37 protein-coding genes are annotated in these 24,495 nt (G+C 36.5%); 31 read left to right on the forward strand and 6 right to left on the reverse strand.

The features are described from left to right. The first annotated feature begins 25 nt into the window (after positions 1-25). The 8 genes from PP175_RS28775 to PP175_RS28810 all read left to right on the forward strand — a co-directional run bounded on the left by PP175_RS28775 (position 26) and on the right by PP175_RS28810 (position 4,111). On the forward strand, positions 26-283 hold the full coding sequence (locus PP175_RS28775; RefSeq protein ID WP_272443660.1) for a hypothetical protein: 258 nt from the start codon (positions 26-28) through the stop codon (positions 281-283). Between the two features lie 31 nt (positions 284-314). Then, on the forward strand, positions 315-563 hold the full coding sequence (locus PP175_RS28780) for a hypothetical protein (protein ID WP_272443662.1): 249 nt from the start codon (positions 315-317) through the stop codon (positions 561-563). Positions 564-706: 143 nt separating this feature from the next. Beyond that, on the forward strand, positions 707-1,132 hold the full coding sequence (locus PP175_RS28785; RefSeq protein ID WP_272443663.1) for a hypothetical protein: 426 nt from the start codon (positions 707-709) through the stop codon (positions 1,130-1,132). A gap of 206 nt (positions 1,133-1,338) precedes the next feature. Continuing rightward, positions 1,339-1,932 (forward strand): hypothetical protein, encoded by a 594-nt coding sequence (locus PP175_RS28790; protein WP_272443664.1) that lies wholly within the window; start codon positions 1,339-1,341, stop codon positions 1,930-1,932. Between the two features lie 132 nt (positions 1,933-2,064). After that, positions 2,065-2,325, forward strand: coding sequence for a hypothetical protein (locus PP175_RS28795; RefSeq protein WP_272443666.1), 261 nt, complete (start codon positions 2,065-2,067; stop codon positions 2,323-2,325). Positions 2,326-2,380: 55 nt separating this feature from the next. Then, positions 2,381-2,572 carry a hypothetical protein gene (locus PP175_RS28800; RefSeq protein ID WP_272443668.1) on the forward strand — a complete coding sequence of 64 codons (192 nt, stop codon included), beginning with the start codon at positions 2,381-2,383 and terminating at the stop codon, positions 2,570-2,572. Continuing rightward, entirely contained in the window at positions 2,569-3,618 is a 1,050-nt protein-coding gene (locus PP175_RS28805; protein WP_272443670.1) for a 5'-3' exonuclease, read from the forward strand. The genes PP175_RS28800 and PP175_RS28805 overlap by 4 nt, the downstream gene beginning before the upstream one ends. Before the next feature lie 100 nt (positions 3,619-3,718). Beyond that, entirely contained in the window at positions 3,719-4,111 is a 393-nt protein-coding gene (locus PP175_RS28810) for a thiol-disulfide oxidoreductase DCC family protein (RefSeq protein ID WP_272443671.1), read from the forward strand. Between the two features lie 58 nt (positions 4,112-4,169). On the opposite strand, the gene PP175_RS28815 is transcribed toward PP175_RS28810, so the two are convergent. Then, positions 4,170-5,069 (reverse strand): hypothetical protein, encoded by a 900-nt coding sequence (locus tag PP175_RS28815; RefSeq protein WP_272443672.1) that lies wholly within the window; start codon positions 5,067-5,069, stop codon positions 4,170-4,172. 139 nt (positions 5,070-5,208) lie between these two features. On the opposite strand from PP175_RS28815, the gene PP175_RS28820 reads away from it, so the two are divergent. Continuing rightward, entirely contained in the window at positions 5,209-6,273 is a 1,065-nt protein-coding gene (locus PP175_RS28820; protein ID WP_272443673.1) for an AI-2E family transporter, read from the forward strand. 138 nt (positions 6,274-6,411) lie between these two features. Here PP175_RS28820 and PP175_RS28825 read toward each other — a convergent pair whose 3' ends face one another. After that, positions 6,412-6,615, reverse strand: a complete 204-nt coding sequence (locus tag PP175_RS28825) for a hypothetical protein (RefSeq protein ID WP_272443674.1) — start codon at positions 6,613-6,615, stop codon at positions 6,412-6,414. A 242-nt stretch (positions 6,616-6,857) separates the two neighbouring features. Next, on the reverse strand, positions 6,858-7,472 hold the full coding sequence (locus tag PP175_RS28830) for a DUF4652 domain-containing protein (RefSeq protein WP_272443675.1): 615 nt from the start codon (positions 7,470-7,472) through the stop codon (positions 6,858-6,860). 175 nt (positions 7,473-7,647) lie between these two features. On the opposite strand from PP175_RS28830, the gene PP175_RS28835 reads away from it, so the two are divergent. Further along, positions 7,648-7,959 (forward strand): single-stranded DNA-binding protein, encoded by a 312-nt coding sequence (locus tag PP175_RS28835; protein ID WP_272443676.1) that lies wholly within the window; start codon positions 7,648-7,650, stop codon positions 7,957-7,959. Between the two features lie 114 nt (positions 7,960-8,073). On the opposite strand, the gene PP175_RS28840 is transcribed toward PP175_RS28835, so the two are convergent. Continuing rightward, complete coding sequence (locus PP175_RS28840) at positions 8,074-8,319, reverse strand: SpoVG family protein (RefSeq protein WP_272443678.1); 246 nt, start codon at positions 8,317-8,319, stop codon at positions 8,074-8,076. A 290-nt stretch (positions 8,320-8,609) separates the two neighbouring features. Here PP175_RS28840 and PP175_RS28845 point away from each other — a divergent pair, with 290 nt between their 5' ends. The 4 genes from PP175_RS28845 to PP175_RS28860 all read left to right on the forward strand — a co-directional run bounded on the left by PP175_RS28845 (position 8,610) and on the right by PP175_RS28860 (position 11,516). Beyond that, positions 8,610-9,113 carry a hypothetical protein gene (locus PP175_RS28845; RefSeq protein WP_272443679.1) on the forward strand — a complete coding sequence of 168 codons (504 nt, stop codon included), beginning with the start codon at positions 8,610-8,612 and terminating at the stop codon, positions 9,111-9,113. 423 nt (positions 9,114-9,536) lie between these two features. Continuing rightward, complete coding sequence (locus tag PP175_RS28850; RefSeq protein ID WP_272443681.1) at positions 9,537-9,827, forward strand: hypothetical protein; 291 nt, start codon at positions 9,537-9,539, stop codon at positions 9,825-9,827. A gap of 22 nt (positions 9,828-9,849) precedes the next feature. Beyond that, a complete protein-coding gene (locus tag PP175_RS28855) occupies positions 9,850-10,446 on the forward strand; it encodes a hypothetical protein (protein WP_272443682.1) in 597 nt (198 codons plus the stop codon). A gap of 50 nt (positions 10,447-10,496) precedes the next feature. Beyond that, a complete protein-coding gene (locus PP175_RS28860) occupies positions 10,497-11,516 on the forward strand; it encodes a class I SAM-dependent methyltransferase (RefSeq protein ID WP_272443683.1) in 1,020 nt (339 codons plus the stop codon). Positions 11,517-11,560: 44 nt separating this feature from the next. Here the strand turns inward: PP175_RS28860 and PP175_RS28865 are convergent, their stop codons facing one another. Then, positions 11,561-11,743 (reverse strand): hypothetical protein, encoded by a 183-nt coding sequence (locus PP175_RS28865; protein ID WP_272443685.1) that lies wholly within the window; start codon positions 11,741-11,743, stop codon positions 11,561-11,563. A 14-nt stretch (positions 11,744-11,757) separates the two neighbouring features. After that, a complete protein-coding gene (locus PP175_RS28870; RefSeq protein WP_272443687.1) occupies positions 11,758-11,991 on the reverse strand; it encodes a hypothetical protein in 234 nt (77 codons plus the stop codon). A gap of 122 nt (positions 11,992-12,113) precedes the next feature. Here PP175_RS28870 and PP175_RS28875 point away from each other — a divergent pair, with 122 nt between their 5' ends. From PP175_RS28875 to PP175_RS28955, 17 genes are all read left to right on the forward strand, one after another. After that, on the forward strand, positions 12,114-13,148 hold the full coding sequence (locus tag PP175_RS28875) for an acyltransferase family protein (RefSeq protein ID WP_272443689.1): 1,035 nt from the start codon (positions 12,114-12,116) through the stop codon (positions 13,146-13,148). 295 nt (positions 13,149-13,443) lie between these two features. Beyond that, the gene (locus PP175_RS28880; RefSeq protein ID WP_272443690.1) at positions 13,444-13,857 is read left to right on the forward strand and encodes a hypothetical protein; all 414 of its coding nucleotides are present in this window, start codon (positions 13,444-13,446) and stop codon (positions 13,855-13,857) included. Positions 13,858-13,885: 28 nt separating this feature from the next. Next, entirely contained in the window at positions 13,886-14,050 is a 165-nt protein-coding gene (locus PP175_RS28885) for a hypothetical protein (RefSeq protein WP_272443691.1), read from the forward strand. 47 nt (positions 14,051-14,097) lie between these two features. Beyond that, a complete protein-coding gene (locus PP175_RS28890) occupies positions 14,098-15,471 on the forward strand; it encodes a ComEC/Rec2 family competence protein (RefSeq protein ID WP_272443693.1) in 1,374 nt (457 codons plus the stop codon). Between the two features lie 10 nt (positions 15,472-15,481). Then, on the forward strand, positions 15,482-15,694 hold the full coding sequence (locus PP175_RS28895; protein WP_272443694.1) for a DUF3006 domain-containing protein: 213 nt from the start codon (positions 15,482-15,484) through the stop codon (positions 15,692-15,694). Positions 15,695-15,949: 255 nt separating this feature from the next. Next, positions 15,950-16,255, forward strand: coding sequence for a hypothetical protein (locus PP175_RS28900; RefSeq protein WP_272443696.1), 306 nt, complete (start codon positions 15,950-15,952; stop codon positions 16,253-16,255). A 183-nt stretch (positions 16,256-16,438) separates the two neighbouring features. After that, positions 16,439-16,765 carry a hypothetical protein gene (locus PP175_RS28905; protein WP_272443698.1) on the forward strand — a complete coding sequence of 109 codons (327 nt, stop codon included), beginning with the start codon at positions 16,439-16,441 and terminating at the stop codon, positions 16,763-16,765. Positions 16,766-17,012: 247 nt separating this feature from the next. Next, complete coding sequence (locus tag PP175_RS28910) at positions 17,013-19,469, forward strand: collagen binding domain-containing protein (RefSeq protein ID WP_272443700.1); 2,457 nt, start codon at positions 17,013-17,015, stop codon at positions 19,467-19,469. Positions 19,470-19,588: 119 nt separating this feature from the next. Beyond that, complete coding sequence (locus PP175_RS28915) at positions 19,589-19,732, forward strand: hypothetical protein (protein ID WP_272443702.1); 144 nt, start codon at positions 19,589-19,591, stop codon at positions 19,730-19,732. Between the two features lie 184 nt (positions 19,733-19,916). Next, positions 19,917-20,228 carry a hypothetical protein gene (locus PP175_RS28920; protein WP_272443704.1) on the forward strand — a complete coding sequence of 104 codons (312 nt, stop codon included), beginning with the start codon at positions 19,917-19,919 and terminating at the stop codon, positions 20,226-20,228. A gap of 540 nt (positions 20,229-20,768) precedes the next feature. Next, the gene (locus tag PP175_RS28925) at positions 20,769-20,984 is read left to right on the forward strand and encodes a hypothetical protein (RefSeq protein WP_272443705.1); all 216 of its coding nucleotides are present in this window, start codon (positions 20,769-20,771) and stop codon (positions 20,982-20,984) included. Positions 20,985-21,518: 534 nt separating this feature from the next. Beyond that, complete coding sequence (locus PP175_RS28930; protein ID WP_272443707.1) at positions 21,519-22,676, forward strand: DUF4317 family protein; 1,158 nt, start codon at positions 21,519-21,521, stop codon at positions 22,674-22,676. 16 nt (positions 22,677-22,692) lie between these two features. Then, a complete protein-coding gene (locus tag PP175_RS28935) occupies positions 22,693-22,875 on the forward strand; it encodes a hypothetical protein (RefSeq protein WP_272443710.1) in 183 nt (60 codons plus the stop codon). Positions 22,876-22,941: 66 nt separating this feature from the next. Continuing rightward, on the forward strand, positions 22,942-23,484 hold the full coding sequence (locus PP175_RS28940) for a DUF3267 domain-containing protein (RefSeq protein ID WP_272443711.1): 543 nt from the start codon (positions 22,942-22,944) through the stop codon (positions 23,482-23,484). 52 nt (positions 23,485-23,536) lie between these two features. Beyond that, positions 23,537-23,710 carry a hypothetical protein gene (locus tag PP175_RS28945; RefSeq protein ID WP_272443712.1) on the forward strand — a complete coding sequence of 58 codons (174 nt, stop codon included), beginning with the start codon at positions 23,537-23,539 and terminating at the stop codon, positions 23,708-23,710. Between the two features lie 83 nt (positions 23,711-23,793). Next, positions 23,794-24,138: a hypothetical protein gene (locus tag PP175_RS28950; protein ID WP_272443713.1), complete on the forward strand. Its 345-nt coding sequence runs from the start codon at positions 23,794-23,796 to the stop codon at positions 24,136-24,138. Positions 24,139-24,293: 155 nt separating this feature from the next. Next, complete coding sequence (locus PP175_RS28955) at positions 24,294-24,485, forward strand: hypothetical protein (RefSeq protein WP_272443714.1); 192 nt, start codon at positions 24,294-24,296, stop codon at positions 24,483-24,485. Positions 24,486-24,495 lie beyond the last annotated feature (10 nt).

The following is a 24,495-nucleotide window of genomic DNA, read 5'->3' on the forward strand; positions in this document are numbered from 1 at the left end:
AAATCAAAAAATGAGGATTCCATAAATGAAAGGGTATACCTTATCGTTTCAGGAAGCCATTGAAAAATGTATCAAGGGAGAAGGCTTTATACGGGGTGAACTATTCCAAGCAGGCTTGTATGTGAAAAACTATCATGGTGTTTTGGTTGAAGTAGACGGAAAGAAGCATCATGAGATAGTGGATAACCTAATGATTTCAACAGGACTTTTCAATCAAAAGTTCAAGCTCTTTTGTGTGGTGAATCCAAAGGAATTGGAAATTGACACTGCAGTTGCGAAATAAAAAGGAAAAGAACAAAAAAGGAGAGATAACCATGAAGTTAGCAACGATATTAACCATTATAAACCGCCATTCAACGGCTTTCATGCAACCTGTCAGCCCGAATGCCATACTGTTTACGTACGGAGCCACGGATGAATTGGAAGATATGATGCATCATATTGAAGAAGCGTTTGGAATTGAACTGGATAGGGAAGAATTTGATGTTTGTGAAATCGGAGAATGGAAAGTATCAGCTTTCATTGGGAAGATTGAACAGAAGATTCTTCAAAAATCCGCTTAATCAAGTAAAGATAACCAATAGAGAATCGTCCAGACATGGGCGGTTCTTTTTTTATATCTCGGACAACTCCCGTATATAATATAAAAATTTTTATATAACAGGTTTTTCTTTTGGAATTACTTTTATTTAGGGAGCGATTTAGAATGGTAAAGAACGATGTTTATGATTTAAATTTTGATTTTAAAGAAGTGAAAGAAGTAATGATTGAAGAGACTCTTTCACAAGAAGAGATTAATGAAGGATTAGAACCCGAAACGTTGTTTTTAAAAGTAGCACTTACAGGACATGCCTATGACCGTATGAACAATACAGCAGGTAGGGATTGCGAATGGATGCATGTAGAAGATTTGATTGTAGAAAAAGGAAATCAACTTTTCAATGTAAAATACGGGGAGGAATTTGTGATGATAAATGACACACAAACGATAGCCGTTGTAGCCAGGATGCATCGACAATATGGGGATTGCGTGCTTATTTTAGAGACAGTCATTCGTAATGTGATTATGGATAGAAACTTAAGAGAACGGGAAAACAAAGTCAGTGTCAACAAAAGAATAAAAGTGTTGTAATCCGTTTACGGACTACTGATTGGGAAGGGAAAGATAGAATTTTACTGCAAGAGGAGAGGCGAAAAATCCTCTCTTTTTTATTTGAAGTTTGCCTAATTTAGGTTGGGGTTCCTAATAAATACATAGCAATCTCAGTATAATACTACTGAAAAGAAATATTTGTAAAAAATTATTTCTTAGAAAAATATTAAAAGGAGAAATCTCAATTGAAAACAAAAACGAAAACAATCGCATCAGCTATCATTGCCTTATCTACCATGATTGGGCTTGGCGTCAATGCATCTGCCATGTCATTCCCGCAACCGCCACAACCACCAACGGCTCCCCATTTTAACTATGGAATGCCACCAGGTATGTATCAACCGCCTTTTTTTCATCCACCCGTGTATCAACCTCCAGTATTCCATCCACCTATTTATCAACAGACTGTTTATCAACCACCATCATTTCATCCACCTGTTTACCAAACCCCTGTAAATACGCAAGTTTTTAAATCGGGACATTTATTGTTTGGTGGATTCGGGTTCAATACAACCACTCATATGTTCCAGCCTAAATTATATCTGGTTGCTTCGGACGGGAAGTATGAACTGAATATGATAAATATGGCAAGCATGTTGAATTTAAGTTCGGCAGATATGTTTAATCCATCGGCTATTATGAGTAAATTCCCACATTCCCTTACTGTTCAAGTACAAGGTGTATTGCAAAGCAATCAGAGTATTACGGTAAACAGTATTTCTTACCTTCATACTCCAAACTTTCCTGTAGCTCCATCAGCACCAATTGCCCATAAATAGGGCGGATTCTAAGCTATTATGTGTAAACATAGTAGCTTTTTATTTCTGATTATGTAAAATAAAATTTACAATAAAATATATTAATGATATAATTATAATATGAGATTCCTAGTAGAAAAGGAGGTTTGCGAAATGTGGTTGACGATTATTTTGATATACTTGTCTTTAGCTATTGCATCGGTTGTTTTATCCGCCTATGACCCTTATTCCAAAACCTTTGATTTCAGTTTATCCGATGGATTGGAATTTTCTTGGTGGCAACGTTATTTCTTATGGTTAGCTGTTGGATTGGGTTGTCCTTACTTTCTTCCAAAAGAAATCAAGAAGAAAATATCTGAAAGAAAATATGTGAAAGAATGGCGAACCAAGGGTAGTTTCACAAAAAAACTTTAAGGTTGTCAGACGGAGTACAGAACCATTTATCAGATAAAGAAGGGGGATTAAACTTATGTTTCAAACAACAGAGCAGGAAAGAATTCACATGAAAAATTACGCTCAATTTGGACACTATGAGTTGTCAGGGATGTATAATGATAGAGTCGTCAGGTTGTTAGATGATTTTGAGACACTACAACAAGAGAATGAACGGCTCAAAAAACTAGTCGGAGAAATGGCAAAACAAAAGGGAGCAACAGTATGAGACTTTTATTAATAGATGGTTCCAGCTTACTTAGCACCAGCTTTTTTGGAAGTTTACCGATGGATTACAAACGAGCCAAAACAGATGAAGATAGAGAACGGGCATTAAGCAAAGTGATGCAAATGAATGGGGAATATACCAACGGGGTATTTACCATGATGAAAAATATCGAAAAGATATTGGTTCATCAGAAACCCTCGCATCTGTCCGTAGCCTGGGATTTAAATCGAGAAACATTCAGACGAGTTTTGTATCCCGAATATAAATCAAATCGTGGAGAGACCAATCCAGCACTTAAATCCCAATTCGGATTAGCGCAACGAGTATTGAAAGAGATGAACATTTCTCAGTTTGTCTTGGATGGATTTGAAGCGGATGATATTCTTGGAACGCTCTCTAAACGATTTAAAGATGACCTTCCCGTATACCTTTTAAGTAAAGACCAGGATGTCATCCAATTAGTCGATGAACACATTCGATTATGGCTGATTACAAGTAAGGCGCAAGATATGTATGCGGAATTTGGGATGAATCAGAAAGAGTTGGATATCCCTGACAATACGTTTGAATTAACGCCTTATTACGTAAAAGAGTTGTACGGTGTTAACCCCATTCAAATTATCGACCGTAAAGCATTAGAAGGAGATTCCTCAGACGCAATTCCTGGAATACGCGGGGTAGGGGAGACAAGCTCTGTTCCATTATTACAAGAATTTACAAATATAGAAGGTCTTTATGAATATATAGAAGATACACCTGAAAAAGAAATCAAGGCTTTCTTTAAGTCGCTCGGAATTAACCGCTCACCGCTCTCTTACTTAACAAAAACCTCCGATACGCAGTTAGTTGGGAAGGCGTCAGCCCTGTTAAGCAAAACGTTAGCGACGATTGATTGTCAGGTTCCAGATTTAGTTGATGTGCAGTTGGATGACTTAGCTTTGCGGATTGACATGGATGGACGAAAGAGAGTATATAAAGAATTAGCCTTCAAGAGTTTACTTGAAAAGGAACTTGAAATTGAAAAACAACTTCAACTTGTTAATTAGGGAGATGGGATATAAACCATCTCTTTTTTTGTGTTCGATAGTCGAATAACAGATGAAGATTTCATTAAAATGAAAAGAAAGCGGGAAAGAAGGTGTTAGAATGTCTACAGTAGTGTTATTCGATGGACTATGCAATTTTTGTGATAAAAGTGTTCAATTTATCATTGAGCGAGACCCGAATGCGTATTTTCACTTTGCATCTCTACAAAGTGATGTAGGTAAAGAATACCTGATTGCACATGGGATAAAAACAGAAGTGAACAGTTTAGTATTAATTGAAAACGAGAAAGCTTATATAAAATCAAGTGCGGCTTTACGTATCAGTTGTAACTTGGCTGGTTTTTGGCGTTTATTTAGTGTTCTTCTTATTATTCCACGTCCTAATCGAGACTTCTTCTATGATTGGTTCGCTAAAAACCGATACAAGTGGTTTGGTAAGAGGGAACATTGTGTGATTCCAACTCCTGAATATCAAAGAAGGTTTTTGGATTAGAAAAAACTTGGAATAAAAAATGGCGTGTCATATGAATTGACACGCCATCATCTTATTTTCATTTTAAAAATTTGAGCAGACCTGGTATAATGGCTTCCACTAAATTCAGTGGAAGGGGTAAGGATGTTGGGTGATTCAAAATGTTCACCAGCGTATCTTCATTCGTTAACCATTCTTGGATAAAGGGAATATCATCTCCCACAATTCGAATCGTTCCATCCGATTCAACCTTTATCAGCTCGCTTTTTTCTAAACCTCTAAGATTTTCAAAACCTTCGGGAGTCAACTTATCCTTGAAGTTATTCAGGTTCAGTGTGCCGTTTGTTTGATTTTGTACATTTTCTTTCCGATTGTCATTCGTTACATCGGTAGTGTGGTTCAGATTTCCCTTCGCTAGTTCATCCAGGTTTACACCTTCAGTAAGCAATTTGGGGCGATTTAACACGTTAATGACAACTTCCTTGTCCTTTGCATTAACGGGCAGTTGATTTTTTGCAAAAATCAATTCGTCGAAATCTGAAATGGAGAAAACCCCGTCACGTTGTAACAAATATAAATTTTTATATCCATCAGGCGTTAAAAATTCTTCAATTTCACTAAATTTAAGTGGTCTATCTTTTTCAGGTTTAACGTTTACGTTTAGGGCGGTAAGTTCATTTAGTGTATATTGACGTGACGTTTTAAGTTGTTCGAGTTGCAGTTGGTATTGATGAATGACTTGTTCATGCTGTTCCATTCTCAATGTTAAGCCCATCACTTTTTGTACTAAATTTAATTCTTCTTCAGTCAGCTTACGCACGGGTTCCACCCTTGCAATGATGGTTGTCGCAATAGTAGCAGGACGATAATTATCGTCCTCGAATACCAACATAACGATTTGGTTTGCTGGTGTATATTGTGAAACAAGAATCCCTTTGATTACTTGACCTGTTTTAAACGTAACATGTACAAAATCCATTTTCATTAACCTCCTGTTTATGCATAACAAAAGTATAGAATAATAAATGACTTTAGTCAATAAAAATAGACATTTTGCCTGTAAAATGGTATAGTTTTGTAAAAATAGTTATCGTAAAAGGAGAGGGAACCCTAACCATATGAATGCATTAAAAGCGTTTTTAAAAGAGGAAAGTGTAAAGAAGGTTTTTGCCATTGCTTTGCTATTGGCTCTGTTATTTAGTTTAAAGAGTATGCTCAATCTCTTTTTGCTAACGTTTATGTTCGGGTACATTTTTTATAGCCTGCAGAGTTTTATTTACAACAAGTTGCACAAATTTGTACCCATTAAACGAGGAGCCATTACGGTTGCTATCTATGGAATACTGACGTTGGGTATTGGCTTTCTGATTTATCGATATGTTCCCATGCTAGTGAAACAATTAATTGGTGTGGCAAAGCAGGTTTCTTCTTTTCAATTAGATAGTCTATCAGGAAAACTAAATCCGCATGTTTACGCCATGATTAAACAAATTAAGTTTGACCAGTATTTGCAACAGGGTGGAAATGGACTGATGCAAACCGTTACCCATGTTGGCGCATTCAGTTTAGAAATATTTCTCGCTCTGATTTTGAGTTTCTTCTTCCTCATGGAAAAAGAAGAAATCATCAAGTTTGGAAAAAAATTCGAACAAAGTAAGGTCTCTTTCCTCTATCAGCAATATAAGTATTACGGGAAAAACTTTTTGAATTCATTCGGAAAAGTACTTCATGTTCAAATTCTGATTGCTTTGATTAACTCTGTGCTTTCTATTATCGGCTTATCTGTTATGGGATTTTCGAATGTATTAGGGTTAGGCTTTATGATATTCATTCTAGGTTTAATCCCTGTAGCGGGAGTGATAGTCTCCTTTGTTCCGCTTTCCATCATTGCCTTTCAGATAGGCGGAGTTATGAAGATATTAGCTGTGGTTGTTATGATTATTGTGATTCATGCATTGGAGAGTTATGTACTCAATCCAAAACTCATGTCCATGAATACAAAGCTTCCTGTATTCTTTACCTTCATTACGTTATTGATTTCCGAACATTTCCTTGGCATTTGGGGATTGTTGGTGGGGATTCCGCTTATGATGTTTTTTATGGATATTATCCATATTAAAGAATTTCCTTCTTCCTCAACAAAAGAAGGTAGCATAAGTAATGGAATCAATATTGAAAAATAAAGGAGAAAATGAATGGTATTTTAAATTAAAGCATTGGCTGGCTGTTTTTAGTTACTATACCATCGAATGTGTGATGATATAACACCTTTTTAACGAAAAAAGACACCTGTTTTTTACTAACAGGTGTCTTTTACTTTGTTATAATATTTGTACACCTTCATGAACAACCATGAAAGACGGGATTTTTCCATAATCTGCTATCATTTGTTGTTCTGACTTTACTTGGTAGCCTGTATTATCAAAAATGTCACGATAGGTTGCGGGTTCATATACCACGTAATGAGGCTTTTGTTTTTCCACGCTTCGTTCATTCGCCAGTGTAATCGCTGTGTTCTTTTTCATTCTTTACCTCTCCTTTTTGTTCTGTTTTCACTATCGAAATCCTGGTGTGTGTTTTTGTATTATATATTGCATCTCATTCGTTCATTCTATCTCCAATTGATAGGAGGACAAAATAAAAAAGCCCTGTTTTCCAGGACTTTTCTTGGACACATGCTTGAATGGGAGACAAGCTCGGAAACAGGATATGGTGTACTATTTCCGCATTCATTCTAACATGGTTTTTATTACGTTTCAAGGAATAATTAGTCTTTGGGAATGTAGGGTTGAATCAATCCTTTTGTCGTATTATGCCCTTTTGTCATACCCGCATCATTGTACTGAAACATTTGATAGGCGTAATTGTTCCCTTGCTTTTGAACAGAAATGACTTCTTCTCCTTTTTTCAATTTGGTGATGATAGGGATAACTTTCTCTGTGTTAATATTCACCTGATAAAGCGCACCACCTTTTGATATCGTAGCAAACGGAGCGTCAGCGATAACAAATAAATTTTTATCGCCTAGCCATTCGACCACTTTGGGTGTGTTAATGCCAAAGGCTTTATCAAGTTTTAAGGCTACCGTGTGATTGTCCTTTGTACTCTTAATGACAATTGTGCCGAACCCTTTTTCAATGCCTGTAGAGCCTTTTCCATCCACCGTAGCTTCATATAAACCATTCGGAGACGTTTTCCATTGGGAAGGGGAAGAAATCGTAATGGTTGGTTTATTTGCTAACTTTAGTATCTCCGATTGCGTTTGTTGCGTATTAGCTGATGCGGTTGGTTTTGATTGAGGTGGAGAGGATTGGCATCCTGCAAAGAATAGGCTTGAAGCTAGTAAAGCAGTTGAAAACGTAAGCATTTTCCTTTTAATCACGTTTGTATCTCCTTTATTCATAATCACTATATAAACAAAATTACCATATATATTGACTAAAGACAATAAATTAAATGTGTAGTTATAATTAAACTACGAACTGTGTAAGATACAGGAGATAAATGATATCTAAGGAATTTAAACATAAATATTTCAAATAGGAGCGTGTTACGTAATGAAATTCTCAACTAAAACTATGGTGAATGATAAAGAAAAGATGGATGGTGTATTGGTTGGTCGTGTTGTAAATGAGCCAAAACTGCTTACAGGTCGTCCAGATAAGCAGGATGTGGCTTATTTCCGAGTGGCTAACAACTTACCGCAGACAAGCGTATTCTATGATGTTACAGTCATCGGTGACGCTGTAAAACGTGTTGAAAAACTTGAAAAAGGCGGAGTTGTTGCGCTGAAAGGTGAGTTTGGCACAAAAGAAAGTGACGGAAAGACCGTTGAAACGATTATCGCCAATACAGTTGAAGTATTTTAATAATGGCACACAAGAAAGGAGCTACCAAATGTGGCTCTTTTTTTATTGCTCTGGTAATAGCGTTGAATCAAAAAATAAAAAAGAAGCCTCGGAAATCGAAGCCTCTTTCGCAAACTACTTATTAAACTCTGCAAGAACCGCATCCGTAAGTTCTTGTTTAAACTCTTTGGTGACAGGGTGAGCAATATCTTTGTATTCCCCATTTACTTGGCGGTTTGGCATGCTAACAAAAACACCGTTTTTACCTTCAATGATACGCACACCATGAACGGCAAATGCGCCATCGAAAGTAACCGAAGCATAGGCTTTGAGTGTGCCTTCTCCATCTGTTTTTGTTAATCGTACTTCTGAAATCTTCATTCATACACCTCTTTTCATTTAGTAACCTGATGGTTTGTATTATCTTACACAAGAGAAGCAGTAATTATTGGGGCAAAAGGGTCGAAGCATGCTTAACAATCTCTTATGTTATTTAACTATTTTTATATATAAGCTATTAACGTAAGTAAATCTGATAAACATCATTAATGTAGTTTAAATAACTATAAATATTAACATAATAAACTTATACTAAAGCTAGGATGATATATGAACATATATATAGCGATTTATTTCATGGGATAAACCTAAATTAAAAAGGCGGTAATCAAATGAACCTAGATGAATTTCGGGCGTTATCAGAGCCTCAACGGGTTCAGTTGGTCAATGACCGATTGAAAGAGTTGAAGGAAGCGAAGAAAGGGATTAAAGAGTTTAAAAGTCGCTCATTGGAGTTTAGTTATCCTACTGCAGTGAAAGAGATGGAGGTGTTAGGATACGCAAGAGAAAAAGATGCGTTTGTAAAAGAGTATAAACTAACCGAACAGGAAGTTATGATGCTTAAAAATCTTCGGTACAACTACGAATTTGTTATGAAAAGGTTTGATGACCAACCAAAAGTAAAGAAACGAAACGATGACCAACCTACAACCACCAGTGTTCGTGTCTACACCCAGGTGTGGAAACGATGGCAAGAATTCTCAAAAGAATGGAGCATTTTCAACAGTATTGACCTCATGGCAAGTGCGCTAGAGGAATTTATGGATAGGCATGGTTTTGAATCCTACGATACGCTGGTACAAGAAGGGAAAATACAGGAGAAGGAGCGGAGTTGAGCTTCTTCTTTTTTGCGTTTAACGACGGTCTTCGGAATCGATAAGTCTAGAAAGATACTATACAAATATATTAATTATCAAGCATAAATATATTACAATTATATAAATATTTAACGAGTAATACTATAATCTTATATATATAAATAGGTAAATAAAACAAAAGAATGTATAACAAAATTATAGTTGATAAATACGCTTCTAAGATGTAACCAACTTGCTTAATCTTCATATGCGGTACGGTAAAAAATAATTTACATAAAATAAATTAAATTATATAATAATAGTAACAGAAATCAGAGTTTTAGCATGGATAGCAATTGTTATGTATCGGTTTATACCAGGAAAAAAAGATGAAACAGGAGGAAAATCGGTGGAAAACGAATTGATTTTAGGGCAAGTCAACGAAAAAGAATTACCTTTAAATTGATAGGAAGCTCCACCAAAGCCTATGAACTAAGCCGTTATTTGATATCTGTAGAGTCGGTATTGCATGCTATTCACCGTTTACCCTTTGCACCTGTTTTAATTGTCAACCATACCATTTACAGAGGCGGAGAAGCGGTTCAAGTCTTGTGTGGTTTTTTCTCTTCTTCAGCCATAAAGGATATGATAACTCCTGAACGTAGAAAAATAGAGGATGCCTTATTTATGGTTTATGAATTCGAATGTCCAGAAGAAGAAGTTTCAACGATTGTAGGTTATTCTTTTTTATAAAGAGAGGTTGGAGGTTGTTAGCTTGGAGACTGTTGAGTATAAAGGAGTTGCATACAGAAAAGCTTTCAGGTTTGTTGGTGAAGAGGATAAATTGGTGATGGCTCTTGTGAATAATGCTGGTGTAACAAATGGCAATATTTACGAAGTTATCAACATAGAAGTGACGGGAGTACCCGTATTCATAGACGATAACGGTGGCAAAAATGTATTAGATGATGATGAATATGCCGTATTGGAGCTATTAAACATGTATGTAGGACATCCAAACTCTATCCCATACAAAGAAGAACTCTATCCTACCATTCGAGAGACTGAACTGTTTAAGAAGTTTCACATCGTTTTCCCTCATGAAGAAAGTAAACAGGCATTCAACTCCAAAGATTACCTGAAAAACTGTATCTTGATGATTGCAGAGGGCAGTGAACATGCGACAGGACTTGGTATCGAATTAGGTTGGGCAGACATGTTAGGGGTTCCCATTCTCTGTATCTATAAGAAAGGGAAAAAGATAGCAGGAAGTTATCGGGTAATAACCGACCAATTCATAGAGTATGAAAACAGACAAGATTTAATTGAAAAACTAGATGACTATATTCCTTACGTATTAAGTAACCTGTAGAGAGGGGGATGGTGATATCCCTTTTATCTACGTAGAGAGGAGTCAGCGTTTTGATAAAAATAGAACAGAATGCAGAGATAAAACAAGTCATTGCCAAGATAAAAACCAATATTGTAGCTACAATGGATTTTTGGGGCGTGCTTGATACATATAAGAGAAAAAAAGCAACCATTCCAGTAGAAAGAAAACTGTTGGAGCTATATGCAAAGTTCGGATACCAGCCATCTACATTAAGGTTGTCGGCTTCTGAATTTTATAGGATGCCCTATAATCAACAAATTCGATTGGATGCCATTCAAGATGAAAACGTAGAAATCAAAACCTATGAATTGCCAAAGCTACATCTTGAACCCAGTGATTTCGGAAACAAAGATAGATACATGCGAAATTACACCCGTTTAGCCTATTATGACAAAGATATCAAAGCTCCGATGATAGTGGAGAAGGGCGGAACCTGGATGTCACCAACCCTTGCCGAACGTAACACCATGCAAGAAGCCGTCGATAAGGCTCATGGAAAGGTTCTAACATTTGGACTAGGTATTGGCTATTTCCCTTACACGAGCCTCTTAAAAAACGAGGTTAAGTCTGTTACGATAATCGAAAAAAACGAGCGAATCATTGAGATTTTTAAGAAACATATTCTTCCTCAATTCAATACGGACAAACCGATTGACATTATACACGGAGATTTGTTTGATTACTATAACGAGGAATTTTTAAACCGTTATGATTATGTATTTGTAGACATATGGAAAAATGAAACGGATGGATTCCCTATCTATGAGCAGATGATAAAGCGGAATGTGCAAGGTTCACACATCGATTATTGGATTGAAAACACCCTATTTTTCACCTTTCAAGACATGGTATTCAGCTATCTTAAGGCGGTATACGAGCAAAATCTAACAGAAAGACTTGCCTACTTTCGTGAAGACCCTGAAACGGGACACATGATAAACATGATTCATGGGTATTTTAGAGGCGTAGACAAAACGATTGGTACAGAAGATGAATTTTTACTTTATCTAAATGACAAAGCAACTTTAAAAGAAATGTTGCGATTTTGATGGTATGTATCAGGAGGCTTGTCCTCCTGTTTTTTATGCTTATATTACATTGCCCAATGAGCAAACCCCACACTTTGTCGGAGTTGGGATTCCGTAAACCAAGATTCCCCCGCTACTTCCTCCACAGAAAAACGTATGGCGGCTAAGTGCTTCAAGGCTTCGTCCAATGACCAGTTGTATTGTTTGGCTTCTTCAGCTATGATTCCCTCAATTTGTTCTTTACTCATTTAAATCGCTCCCTTTATAGGTTATAGAATTTGTAGTGTCTTTTCGCTATCTCAAATAGAATTTCATTTTCTATTCCCTCTTCAGGGAAATCATCTTCGATACTGTTCATATAATCCATGTGTACCCTGACGAAGATACTGTTCGAAGGTAACAAACCTGTTTTTCTCCACTCCACAATCTCCAAAAAGGCGGTATTTAATTCTTCTTCTGAGAGTGCTTGAACCCTATCGGTTAACGTTTTTTCCAACTGAAATACCTCGCATTCCCTTTTAAAATGTTTAAAACAAAACACCATGTTTTTCTTTTTTACTATTGTAGATACAAATGTCGGGGGTATTCCTTTTTGCTGAAATGAATAGCGGGAGGGCGATGGGTAAGTTAAATGGCTCTTATTTAAAATTGACTATATGCTATAATAATTTAGGAAAATCAAGAAGACAAAGAGGGGAGAGAACTTTTATAGAAAGAGATGTTTACTTTGACAATGCTAAATTTTTGTTGATTTGTTTGGTTGTCATTGGTCATGGAATGGAACCCTATTTTTTTAGCAATCAGATGCTCCAACCTATCTATTCTCTGATATATTTTTTTCATATGCCTGTTTTTGTTTTTATATCAGGCTATTTTTCAAAAAGAGTGAAGAAACCACAACGATACCTACAACAGATGGTGTACCCGTATCTTATTTTTCAAGTACTTTATACCGTGTTTGTTGGTTATCTAAACAATCAAGTGTTTTCCATTAACCTATTCATTCCCTTTAAAATGCTCTGGTTTTTGGTTAGTTTAATGGCATGGAACTTGTTGTTGATTGGATTTACGAGGATAAAATATGCCGTTTTAATTTCAGTGATTGTCGGTATCCTCGTCGGTTATATCCAAGATATAGGCGCATATATATCTTTATCGAGAATTTTCGTGTTTTTCCCCTTTTTTCTCCTCGGCTATTATGCGAATCGAGCTTGGATTACAAAGATAAAACAAGTACCTAACGTCATTTATTTCGTTTATCTATCTCTGTTTTTCTTTTTTATTATCTATCACCCTATATCCTTTGCGTGGTTTTATGAATCATCGTCGTATCCGTTAATGAACCATGCTGAGTGGTATGCGGGGCTATATCGTATGGGTATGTATGGAGGAAGTCTGATAACGGGTATGGCTTTTTTAGCATTCGTTCCAGAAAAGAAAAGGTTCTATACAACACTAGGAGAGAGAACCATGTATCCTTTCTTACTTCATATCTTCTTCGTATATTTGGTCTATGTGAATTGGGGGAACCTTATAGCAAAAGACAGTGTCGTAATGCTCATTTATCTGGTTGGTCTGTTTTTACTAACTTGTCTGTTATCTACAAACATTACAAAAAAATGCGTTTCATTTATTTTCCAATTTCAATTTTAGGAGAGATAACATGTTAATTAAAAGGAGGATATAGTTGACATACAAGTAAAAATGAGAGCCAAAATCGCTCTCTTCTCTGTGTCACTTAGGTTTAATTGACTATCTCCTTTGAGGAAAACCGAAAATGTTTGATACCAAACATCATTTGTTTGTTTGTATACTTTATTGTAGATAGGATAAATATGTTTATTCTAATCCGATACAAGATATAAATATTGTAAAAAATAATTGACAAAACTATAATACTGATATATTATACTAATAGAAGATTAAATGCGGAAGGGGAGAGGATTTCATGATTGCAACGCAATTTGTTCTTCGGCAAGACGAAGATATTAAAATTGAACACTTGGAAAAGAAACCAATTCGTCTATTTAAAACGCTTATTCGGAAAGGACAACTCCGTACCAGTATTTCTTCGCTCAAACCAGAAGATATTGATGAATTACTGGAATGGATGAAAGTGTCCCTTCAAGATAGAAGAGCAACTAAGTATGAATTAACCATAGACATCGGCGGAGGAATGCATGAGGTTTTCACCTTTAAAAAAATAGACCTGTTAAATCTACGAGAAAGTCTTACACTGATAAAGAGATATATACGAGCAATGGATAGACTGGAAGAATTTCCATTCGATAAACAAATTAAAGATGAAGTAGAACAATTACGAGATATAATGAAAGAGCGTGACATGTACCGTAGATGGTAGGTGGTGACCAACTTAGGAGGGTTTTAACATGATTTGTAAAGGTTATGTATGTCAAGTAACATTGGATGGAGTGTTTGATACCCGAATCATTTTTATTCCGAAGACATCTGATTATATGGAACGTAATCAGGTTTTAAAAAGGTATTTTGAGCGAAATGGCTACGATAAAGTTGAAGTCCATAGCTCCTATTAATAAGGGAGTGTGGACTTTTTCGTACATAAAGACAAGGGGGCAATTCAATGAAAAAAAATAAGCTTTGGAGTATAGGTGCAAGTCTCCTAATGAGTGTTTCCCTAATGGGGTGCGGAAACACCAATGCGAGTGCTGATAATAACTATACGAACTCACAAACAGCCGCTACGAGTGCGCCTGCTGATACAACAACGGCAAGTATCAACAAAATGACAACCTCTGCAAACCAAGGGCAATTGAAAGTTTATTACCTAGATGTTTGGCAGGGCGATAGTATTCTCATTCAGACACCCAAAGGTCAAACGGTACTCATTGATGGTGGGAATAACCAGATGGGAGCCACGGTTGTCCATGACCTGAAAAATCTACATATTAATGAGCTTACCGCTATGGTATCGACTCACCCAGATGCCGACCATACGGGGGGTCTTGACTCGGTACTCCATGATATTAAGGTGGATAGTGTTTACGCACCGAAAGTGACAAGTAACACGAAAACGTATCGAGATTTTATATTAGGAGTCAAAAGACAAGGGTTAAAAATGAAAGAAGCAAAAGCTGGACTGAGCTTGGGACTGGATGGTGTAGATGCGCACTTTGTTGCTCCCGTTAAAGCATACGGCTCCGACACCAATCCTTGGTCTGCTGTGTTACGCCTATCCTACGGGAAAAACGGAACCTTTCTCTTTACAGGTGATGCACCAATATTATCCGAACAGGATATGCTTGCATCAGGACAGCTACTTCAAGCAAATGTATTAAAAGTTGGGCATCACGGTTCAAGAGGTTCTACCAGTCAAGCGTTTCTGAATGCGGTAAAACCAAAGTATGCGGTGATTTCCGTTGGAGAAGGGAATGATTATGGACATCCAACAGATGAAGTCTTAAGTCGTCTAAATGCCAACCATGTTGACACATTTAGAACAGATGAACAGGGAACCGTTGAAGCCATTACTGATGGCAATACGATTCGTTTTGAGACTGCCAAAACCAGTACACAAATTGCTACGACTCTAAATCGACTGACGACACCAAAGTCTGCAACAACAGGTACACAACACCATGTAACAAATGTGTCTCCTGCTACCCATGTAGCAAAGGTTCCTACACCACAAACTCAACAAGTTCCTGTTTCTTCACCAAAACAGACACAAAGTGTAAGTAGTATTGAGGCTAGTATTGATGATACTCAACCACATGATTATCAAACCATTCATTTAACCGTTACGGGTACGACTGGCGCACCTTTTACAGCTACGTTCCATTATAAAACCAAGGATACCGTCTACACAGGCACAACGGGAAGTCCCATTCCTGTACGTATTAGCCGAGCAACTCCTGGTTTCACCGTCAATGTTGATGTAAGTGTAGAATCGAATGGACATACTTATACGACACAAACATCCTTTACCCCAAAATAAGGAGGTTGTTATGAGAGTTATTGTTGACCGATTTGAAGAAGACCTTGTGGTTTGTGAAAAGGAAGACAAATCCACTTTCAATCTCAAGCGTGAGCAGGTTCCAAAAGAAGTAGAGGAAGGGGATGTCTTGATAATCGAAGGAGATAAGGTGGTTATTGATAGAGAAGAAACACAAAAACGCAAAAAACAAATGGAAGAACTTACAAAAGACATGTGGGAATAAACATCGCAATTGTAAAGGTATATCAGAAAAAACTGGTATACCTTTTTTGTTATCCAGTGGAAAGTATTTTTGTGAATTATATAAAAATGTAAAAAATAATTGACTATATAACAATAACGTAATATAATATATTTACAATAATAATGTTATGAAGGGGTAAGAATCATGGCAATATCAAATTGTGAAAAATGTGGAAACCTATTTAATAAAACGGTGAAGAACATTTGCCCGAATTGTTTAAAGGAAGAAGACCAAATGTTTGAAACCGTGAAGAAGTATCTCAAAAAGAATAAAACAGTGACCCAAATAGAACAAATATCGGAAGGAACAGGCGTTTCCGTTGAACTCATTACGAAGTTTTTCCGTGAAGGTCGCTTACAATCTGCAGGAGGTAGTGAAGTATCCTATGGATGCACATCTTGTGGGACACCGATTACAACAGGTAAGGTATGTAAACATTGCGAAAGCAATTTAACGCAACTTCAATCTACAATGAAACAAACAGAAAAGCCGAAAACCGAAGCACAACCCATTTCGTTTTATTCCAGAATACGTAATTAATCCATACATATTGTATCGGTCAAAACGCAACACGTATAAAGATTGATTCCGAAAGCCCTTATCAAATAAAGGGCTTTTTTTAAATTTACATAGAGAAAATAATCCAATGTGTTCTGTATAAAATATACTAACAAAAATCTTGCGGTTTGAATTCAAACGTTTTTGGAAGGCGGAGTAAGGAAAATGAGGAAAATGATTGAGATTGTAGTGGGTGAGCTTATTGATTTACTTTCTTTTGGCATTGATGTGGACAAACATCAAATAGAGCGTCTTTGGACAGTATATGATGAAGAAAAGATGTGGGATTGCAACAAGTTTAATCCGTTTACTGGTGCAAAAATAGAAAGGGGAGACCTGGAAGCCTTACATCTCAAACATCATGAAGGCGTGTTTATCGAGGACAGGGTACACGACTGGCAGATTCGAAGAGATAAAACCTTAGACTACTATTCAAGGGTAGTAGGCAAAGGGTCAACGATAAGCATTCTCCTAGAATATAAAGACAAATAACGACCGCATGAGGAAATTCCCCATGCTTTTTTAATTGTTTGTTATCCTTATTGCTAAAAAATACATAAATAAATATGAAAAAGACAAGAACTAGTCACACCTTGTAAGCACCCAAGACAATTGAAAAAAACATCAAAAATGGATATTCTGAGTTCAACCCATTAGGATAATTGAACCTATTCCACGATATTTTCACTTTATTTTTGTATATAACAATAAAAAAGACAAAGGAAAGAGGTGTTTTTGCTTGAGGAAAAGCAAATTATCAAATAACCATCGAAATAAATCGAAGTGGATGACTTCTCTATTGAGTACCACGTTTCTTACATCCAGCATTTTATCCGTCCATCCTGTATATGCTTCTCTAATAGACCATCCTTCCCCCTATATCAGTAGCAATGTTTCTGTTCAAAATTTAAAAACGGTTCGCCCTGATATGCCAATCTCCTTTATTGTTTCGTCCAGTACCCAATCATCAAATTCAGTTTACAATCAAATTAAACAAGGAGCAAAAGTTGGCGTTCTTATCACAGATGGCATGGATTTCTACTTGGCTACATCTGATAACCAAATGTTAACACGGTTAGATAACGGGAATGCCATCACCTTGAATGCGAACCATATTCCATTAAAACGAAACACCAAGTATACAGCCCATCTTTTAGTTGGAAATGTGGTCACTAATTATCAAGCCCAATCAAGCATGAGTGGGTATGCCCAACTGTTTACCCATATTGATAATGATGCCGTAACAGGCGTTCAATTTTTAACAGGTTCAGAAGTAGGAGAAGCCTCCAATTGGAAAGCTACCTTGTCTACGAACTCACCCATCGTAACGGATGGAGCTACTATTACGCTACGTGCCACAGATGATTATGGCAATACTGCCTCAGAAGGGACAGTGTCTATTACAGATGTTAAGACACTGGATAACACGTCGCTTTCCGATACCTTTCATGTTTTAAAAAGTGTAAGTTTATTAAATGGGGTAGCAAGTATTCCGATTAGCAATCATAAAGCACAGGCTGTCTCTATTACACTACAAACAAAAGGAAAATATGAAAGTGATAGCAAGACGATTACACTTAATGTATTTTTTAAAGCAGGAAAAGCGGTTGCCGTTTCAATGGTTCCTGATAGAGATACATTTGTGGCTGGAGCGGAGCTTGTCTTTAAAGGAGAACTCCATGACCAGTATGGAAATCCATTAAAAAATTCTGATGTGACGGTTAGTTTTTCAGATGGAGGTGTAAGCAAAACAGGAACCACCGATGAAAACGGGCAATATCTCATTAACCTGAATGCTCCAAGTAATCTGGACCCCAAAAAAGGGACAACCCAAAGTGTGAATGTGTCGCTCTTATCAAATGGAAATACGATATCTACTCAAACGATAACATTAAAACCTGATGAAGCGAGTCAGGTGACAGTTGAAACGCAATCAGTTATTGCAGGGAAAACAACCAAAATCATTGGATTTGTTAAAGACCAGTATGGAAATACCGTCTTGCCTATCACGATTGATGTTTATAATGCGGATGGTAAATTACTGGCAAGTCCTTCAACTGACTATCAGGGGCGGTTCAGCTTTGATTTTATAGCACCAGATAAGCTCAAACAAAATGTTGGTGGCTCCGAATCCATGACGCTTACCTTTACGTACAATCATGGCAAAACTGATACCGCAACGATTGATGTGCGCTCAGATGGCGCAAGTAACATTCTGTTTAATCCAGTTGGGAATATAACGCCAGGAAAGTCTGTTGAACTTTCAGGAAGTGTAGTCGATGGGGGCGGAAATCGGGTGACGGATGATACCGATGTAACGATTTGGCAAGGCGCAAAAAAAATCGATACGGTCACTGCCAAAGAAGGAAAATTTACAAAGGTGTTTACACCGTTGGCAAACCAGACCTATTCCTTCACGGCTTCAATTGGCAATATTAAAACCAAATCCCCTCTTATTATTTCTACTATGCCTCAATTTATTGGCTCTTATCTTCTTCCAGCGAACATTGATGACCCGACAAGAATCATTCAACAAGGGAAAGTAACAGATATAAGTAAGAATAAAGCCTTTTTTATGCCATCAACGGACTACAGTTCGGATACGTTTGTTCCCTTTTACTATTGGTCACAACTTCCTGTTATGAATCCCAATGGTTTTAACAAGCAAGCAGACAGTATCGACGGGGCTTTGTGGTTAACCTCCACCAAAGAAGCACCGAATCATCAGGACGGAATGGCATTATTCAAAACGAATTTTACACTTGATAAAGCATCTACGGTTAAATTTTCGATGCCAAGTGTCAATGGGGTTGCCATTGCTTATGTAGATAATCAACCAGTTGTTTATAACAATGGGATTAAGGGAATGAAAGATTTATCGAAAGGGGATTTGAAGCTCCCTTCTAACACGGCGACGTTATCACTAAATGCAGGTACGCACACCATTGTATTAGAAGCCTCTAAGGTAAATGCCCAGGCTACGGGTATAAAATTTGATGCGGTGAATATACAAGACCAAAAATCAATCGCATCGACCAACCCTGATACAAAATGGACAACTACGGGATATATTTCTGAACCACTTGTCGGTTGGTATGATACGGCGAATAAATACACCATTTACCAAGAGTTATTACATCGAAACAGTCTGAATGGTGGAGCTGAGAATAATTGGATACTAAACGTTACCGAATAAAAGACGAGAGCTATGAATTCACATAGCTCTTTTCTTATTCCATCCTTTTATCAACCATTAATGGGATGTTATAATTAAAAATATCGGAACCATTTTTTACATATTAAGGGGGAGTTCTCATGAACGATGAAAATCAAGCGTATGAAATGCCATTTGAAACAGAAGACAGTTATCGAATTAAAATAGAATTGGGAGAAATGATACCCGCATCTCAACCGAAAAAGGAAGAATGGATTCCAGATGATTTATTGGAGGAAGAGTAAGAAGCACAAGAAGAGGCAGTGTCGCCTCTTCTTTTTTTTGTTTTTAAACGATTCATACTATGAACCCTTTAGGTTTTAACCAACAAACTTTGGTATCAAACCAGGTTGAACGCCTTTTTTCTTTTTGTTTATAGTCAAACATGTAAAAATGGAGGAGGAGATTATAGGAGAAAGAAGGGAAGACATGAAGAAAGCTGTTAATGTAATCATAGTTTCTATCCTCGTCATTATTGCTGTTATTCTAACGATGCAAGCTTTTATTCAACACAAACACATGCGTTTTATCGACCCGCCTATACGGTGGAACAACCAGATACCATCTTCAATGAAGCTTGTTTCAAACACAAATCATCAGGTAATAGATGATAAAATGACGATAAGCATAAAAGGGACACAACATATAGATGATGGGATTTTTGTGAAGGGTATCCCATCCCATAATTTTGATAAAGGCATAAATGCACATTTGAATCAATCAGATTTGTCCAAGGAATAAACCGATATTAGCAAGAGAATATATAACGTACAACCCCGATTTAAACGGTTTTGTACGTTTTTTTAATTAACAAATATCTGTCAGTCATTATGAAATGAATACATAAGAATACTACTCAGAAGAGTTCCTTCAATTATTTTGATACAACATGCGTATAATAAAGAGATTTTCACATAACAGGTGTTTGATTGAAACAGATTGTCAAAAGGAGCGGATTAAATACATTGGATTGATAGCATAATTAGGAATTATATGGGAATAATAAGGGAATAGAGCAACACAAACGGAAAAACGTACGAAGGAGATAATAATAAATGATTAACTTATATATGCAAGAAGCTTTTATGCTAGTAGGTTTGGGGATTATGGTTACGATTGGGGCGGTTGCATTTTTTGGATATCGTAAATTGTCTGAAGAATGATAACTGAATACTAATCTCAATAGGGAAGAGCGGAACTATGTTTCCGCTTTTTTTAAATTAAAAAACTTTCTCATGGTATAGTAAAAATAGGTATATCAAAAATTAGGAGGGAATAATTTTGGAGAATCAAGTATTGGCTAAAAGCAGTTTAGAAAGATATAGAAGGACAGATGAATCAGCAAAGGGAGATATGTCTGAACAAATTTTAGATACTATTGATAGTAAATTGAGACAGGTTATTCATGAATGGTTGGATGTATACAGCGATGAACCAAATTCTAAGGTTTTTAAAGAGCTTTGCAAATTGAGCGATAAGAAAAGTTTGTTTGATTGAAAATAACAAAGCCTCTTTGAGGCTTTTTCTATGCACTCCGTAATTCAAATCCATCGTCATTGCCTGCCATACAAATTATTGCTCCGATTGATAAGAAAACAACAATCTAACGAAACTGTTCAACCGTAGTCTAAAAACTATGGTTTTTTTTATTGAGTATGAGAAGCTTATCCTTGCCTTTATTCATAAAATTGTCACATTTACATAGAATATAAACAAAAAATAAGAGGAGATGAATAAAGTATATGAATGTAAATGATACAACCTTATTCTATCGGGTTTTTAATCAGTATTGCACCTCTCATTGTTGCTTCTGGCATATGGTTGGGTTATCACCATCATAAAGAGAAAGGAAAATAAACTAAAGCTATGGTTTAAGACTATAGCTTTTCTGTGTGGAACAATAAAGTATATATTTTTGAATATAGACAAAAAAATTTAAAGAATAGCCTACGTTTTATTTACATATTGTTTATATGGTGATAACATACATATATAGACTATAAACAAAATATAAACGGAGGTAGTACATATATGAATAAAAAAGATGTGGCTCGTATTCGCAAGGAATTTAAACCAGATAACACGGCTTTAAAAGTAAAGGAAATCTACAACGTATACACACAAAAAGAAACAGGCGAAATCATTCATGCCGAGAGTCAGATTTTCGAGATGCTCGATTATGAACAACAAGTTCTGTTCCTCGCCAATTTCAAGAAGGTGTTATCGGGTCAGTTAGATTCCAAACTCTTTGAGTTGAAATTTAATCGAGATGCGGAAGAAAACAGCCAACATCTTCTCTTTCGCAGTTTAAAAGCAAAGGTAGAAGAGTGGAAACTTAACATGAATGAGCTTGTTGCTAAAATGTATAAAGAATTCAGCTATGAAACGGATGTCGTCTTTACATTTATTCGTGCTGAATACTTCAAACCAACGAAACAGAAAAATGAGGAAGCAGAAGAGGCGGCAGAGGATGAAGTGTATGGCTTTGATTTTATTTTGTGCAGTGTAAATAAGATTGCTACACCCCAAAAAGCCATCCTGTTTGATTTCACGGAAAAGGAATTTAAGTCAAATTCAGTGGTTGACGCATTGATTAACCTCACCAGTCCACTGGAAGGATTTATGTATCCTGCCTTTACCGAAAACCAAGCGGATGCGAATCACGTCCTTTACTCCGCTGGGAAAGCAGATGCACCTAACCCTTATTTCATTGAAAACGTACTTACTTGCAACTACACCATGACCGCCAGCCAAGAGAAAGATATTTTTGATAAAGTGTTAACGGGTGTATTGGGTGATAAAGTAGCGTCTGAAACCCTTTCGAATATTTACGAGAAAGTTAATGAGATGGTCGAAGGGTATGAAGATAAGGAACCACCAACCCTGGATGTCCATGATGTGAAACGTCTTCTGGAAGTCAGTGGTGTTGAAAATACGGATAACGTAGAGAAAGTATTCAAAAAAGTCGTAGAGAAAGAGGGCTACGAATTTAAATCAACCAGTTTGATTCCAAACTTCACCTCAAAATCCGTAAAAATTACAACCAAAACCGCAAATGTACAGTTAAGTCCAAAAGACTTGAAAAATGTTCGCCAAATTATCAACCATCAAGGTAAGAAGTGCTTACTTATTGAACTCGATGAAGATGTAAACATCGGAAACTTCAAGCTCCAATCTGAACGGTTGTAAGTTAGGTCGATTTAACATGCGAAGAATCATTGGGTTTCCACAAAGTGAAATTGAAAAAGTAACGGACATTTTACTCACGATGGATGGTGATTTGGGTTCTCTGTTTAATAACGTTGATGACAGAAAACATGTTTTGGAAATGGCGCAACGTATTAGCACAGGGATTAAAAAAGTCAGGCGGATAATCGAAGACGAATAGCGTTTTAATAGTTGAGAAGCACAGGAGGTTCTTCCCTTCCTGTGCTTTTTTGAAAGGAGTGTAAATGTGACTAAAATAGATGAAATTAAACAAACCGAAAATCCAATCGTAGGCGGATTGTTGACTCTCCTTGTATCAGCGATTATCGGATACCTCGTCTTTCTCGTTCACCCATTTCCGATTGCGACCTACATGAATCCTTCTCATATTGTCGAGATACTGTTGATACCGATTGCTGTGGTCATTGTGTTTTTCTTTCATGAAATGATTCATATTGGATTTTTTTATGCAATTGGAAAAGGAAAAACACAGCTTGATGTGAAATGGATAAGAGGGGCAGTTTTTATTCACCAAATGAATCCCGATTTATATTTCACCAAACGTCAAATGCTTATTATTCTTCTATCTCCTGTAATTCTCCTCACCGTTCTCATGTCATTGTTGATGACCTTTTCGTATGTGCCGTTTTTATTGTATGCAAATATTCTTTTTAACCTACTCGAAAGTTCCATTGATATCTATGTGTCTTATCGGCTACTTCGTCATAAATCTCCGATATTCGTTAATTTTGAAACAGAAAATGTAAACATGAATATTTATAAACCGTAAGAGGAGGTAGGTAGACGATACCTTCTTAGCGCAGGGATAAAGGAGAGACAAAATGGATGTCACAGGAATGATGAAGCAGGCTCTTAAAGAGATGTTTCAAAATCAGGAGATAAAAATAGTGGTAGACCAAAGAGATTTTCAGGACTCACGCTATTTGGTTGTTAAAGTAAGCATAGACGAAGAAGAAATATATCAACATGAAGAATACATTGGATTTAAACAATAGATACATTTCCACATGTGTAAAAAATAATTTACAATATTAAGTTTAAGATATATGATAGAATTGTGTTATCTAAGGAGCGGTATATGAATAAACAGACTGTCTATTCAAAATTAGATTTGTTGATTTTGGATTTAAAGCAACACCAAAAAATTGGTGGTCAACAGCATGTCAGTATTGATTATATGCTCACCATGTTGAATCGTACAAAAGAGGAATTGGGTGTAGCAGAGTCGCCTAAAACTTTAGATGCAACCGTTTGTACCTATTGTCATCGTGATACAGAAACCATCCAGTATGAGCAACATCTTACACTGGAAATTCGACTTTGCGAATCATGTAATCGACTCTATGAAGTTCATTATGAACGAGAAATTACTAAAATAAAAACAAAGTCAATGATGAAAAAGCCTATTATTTTTACGCCATAAGTGAGTGGATGTTCCATTAAAAAATTATAGGGGTGTGACATATGTGTGAATGTCATTGCATTGACTGTGGAAAATCAGCAAATACATGGGTCTGTGAAGACTGTCAAAAACAAAGAGATAAAGCATACACGGAAAACAAAAAGGAGGGTAAAAACTTGAAATTGTTTGGCAGAGAGGTATATGATGCATTAAATAGTGAGGCTTTTGGCAAGGATGTTCGGGAACATTTTAAATTAGCGAAAGAACAGGGATATCAGCATCTTGCCTTTAATGACCGAATTTATGATGTGAGTGATGAATCACTGCAGTATCCATTGTGTATGGTGAATCAGTTAAAAGAAAATTAAGGAGGACAAA

Source organism: Aneurinibacillus sp. Ricciae_BoGa-3, from assembly GCF_028421645.1.
Classification (GTDB): Bacteria; Bacillota; Bacilli; order Aneurinibacillales; family Aneurinibacillaceae; genus Aneurinibacillus_B.